Raw genomic sequence first — 1,707 nt, 5'->3', positions numbered from 1 at the left:
AGCCGATTGCCGCGCCGGGGTAAAACAGCCATAGCCAAACGCTAAACGCGCTGCATACCCATGTTGCGCCCATGTCGCGGGCCTTTTCGACAAGGCCGTTTTCCTCCGCCGCCATGACCGCGCGTAGAAACTCGATAAACTCGGCCTGTCGCTTGAACATGATAAACGGCATATATGCGGGCCTGCCGCGGCCTGCGTTGCGCGGGTCATATGTATCGCACCAGTGCTGGATGAATTCGACCGGGCGCGTGCGGTAATACTCAAGCGCGCCCATAAGCTGCACAGGGTCACGGCGCATAGCCTGCAAGCGTTCGCATCGCCATGTCCAAACCGCGACGTAATCACCGGGCCATTGTCTGGCGTCAGGAACGCGCGGGGCTGGAAGCGTGGTCATTCTGCATCTGGGTCAATCTGCGCGGCATAGGCCTCGGCGGCTTGCTCTGGTGTCATGTTGATCGTGACTTGTTGCGGCATATCCTTGCCGTTGGTGGTCAAGTCCGTATCGACCCGATCCGAGTAGCCGTGCTTGGTAAGCATCATCTTGGCAATGGGCGCGTTGAAGTCGCTCATAAGCCCACCTCTGACAAGGCAACGCTCTTGTTTTTGCGCCAATTCGTCTAAGATGTCGGAAAATTCAGGCTTATCTTCGTCTTTTGCCCATTGGTAGCAGGTATCTCGAACCACCCCAAGAACGCACGCAAGCCCCGCAACAGTTGGCACGGGGTCGTCATAATCATCATGGTTGGCGATGTATCGACGCGCCTTTTCAGCCATGTCTGGCCTGTATGTGCGCGGCCTGCCTGCGGTCAATGTGGCGGTTCCTTCTGTTCCTCTGTCGGCTTCCAAGGCGTATCATAGCGCGCGGGCGGTGTTTTGGCAACTGGCGGGGCGTTGTGCTCGCGTAGCCAGTCTTGGAGGCTGTAGGGTAGGGCGGTCATGGCATCGCCACCAAACCAGAAGCATCTGCATTGTAAATGCGCGTTATGCCAGCACGTTCACAAATTCGCTTCCCATCATGGTCAATTTCTATATGCGGTGACTGAGGCGAAAAATCATCGGCTCGAATTGCATAGTGTATCTGGCAACCAGCTATTACCATGTCGCCAATCATTACATACCAATTTGTTGACTTTGCGTTAGTCTTAATCCCCAAAGCGCTTTCGCTATCAACAACACTATGAACGGTTCCAAACGCCCCACGGTAGTTGTCGCCATCGGGCGCAAGAAACCAGCCCTCAGTCGTGATTAGATATTTCTGTCCGATGTTCATCTTCATCTCCTATTTGTTGTTGCAAGGGCCTCGGTGAGAAAGGTCGCCTTAGGCCGATCCCTTGCTGCTGGCGTTTGGGTCTATGATACCCGTCTTGCGACCCCCGCGCACATGGCCAGCTTTACGCGCCTGACTTTGCCTGTCAGGTCAAGGCGTGGGTGTGCGGGTCATTCCGCTGCCTCCTGCATCCCGATTTCCGCCCAGCGCTTTGCCACCTGATCGCGCGGGATGCGCAGCAATGCCGCTGCGCTGCCAATTCCCAGCCCGTCAGCCATGTAGCTGCGCAGGCGTGCGTCTTGATCCGGTGTGAATGTCACGGGCTTTGGCGCGGGCTTGCGTAACGCTACAGGCGGGGGTGCTGGTGTTGGCTTCGGATCTGGCGCGGGCTTTGCACCACGTTTTTTAATGTAGCCCATGCGGCTTGCGATTGTGCCACG

Annotated in this window: 4 protein-coding genes; all 4 read right to left on the bottom strand. The window is 56.7% G+C overall.

Annotated features, from left to right (window positions below; translation table 11 throughout):
- On the bottom strand, positions 1 to 394 hold a 394-nt coding region (locus VGP75_RS11710; protein WP_327543834.1), incomplete at its 3' end, for a hypothetical protein.
- Entirely contained in the window at positions 391 to 810 is a 420-nt protein-coding gene (locus tag VGP75_RS11705) for a terminase small subunit (RefSeq protein ID WP_327543833.1), read from the bottom strand. The genes VGP75_RS11705 and VGP75_RS11710, both read right to left, overlap by 4 nt.
- A 124-nt stretch (positions 811 to 934) precedes the next feature.
- Entirely contained in the window at positions 935 to 1,270 is a 336-nt protein-coding gene (locus VGP75_RS11700; RefSeq protein WP_327543832.1) for a hypothetical protein, read from the bottom strand.
- Between the two features lie 167 nt (positions 1,271 to 1,437).
- The coding region (locus VGP75_RS11695) for a hypothetical protein (protein ID WP_327543831.1) at positions 1,438 to 1,707 on the bottom strand (270 nt) is incomplete at its 5' end.

Origin of the sequence: Yoonia sp. (assembly GCF_036007805.1) — a bacterium.
Classification (GTDB): Bacteria; Pseudomonadota; Alphaproteobacteria; order Rhodobacterales; family Rhodobacteraceae; genus Yoonia.
Note: the sequence above shows the minus strand (reverse complement) of the source record. Positions and strands in the feature narration are given on the sequence as shown.

What these genes read in the sequence shown, in the direction of transcription:
- VGP75_RS11700 (WP_327543832.1), bottom strand. Translation starts at nt 1,270, where the DNA reads ATGAACATCGGACAGAAATATCTAATCACGACTGAGGGCTGGTTTCTT.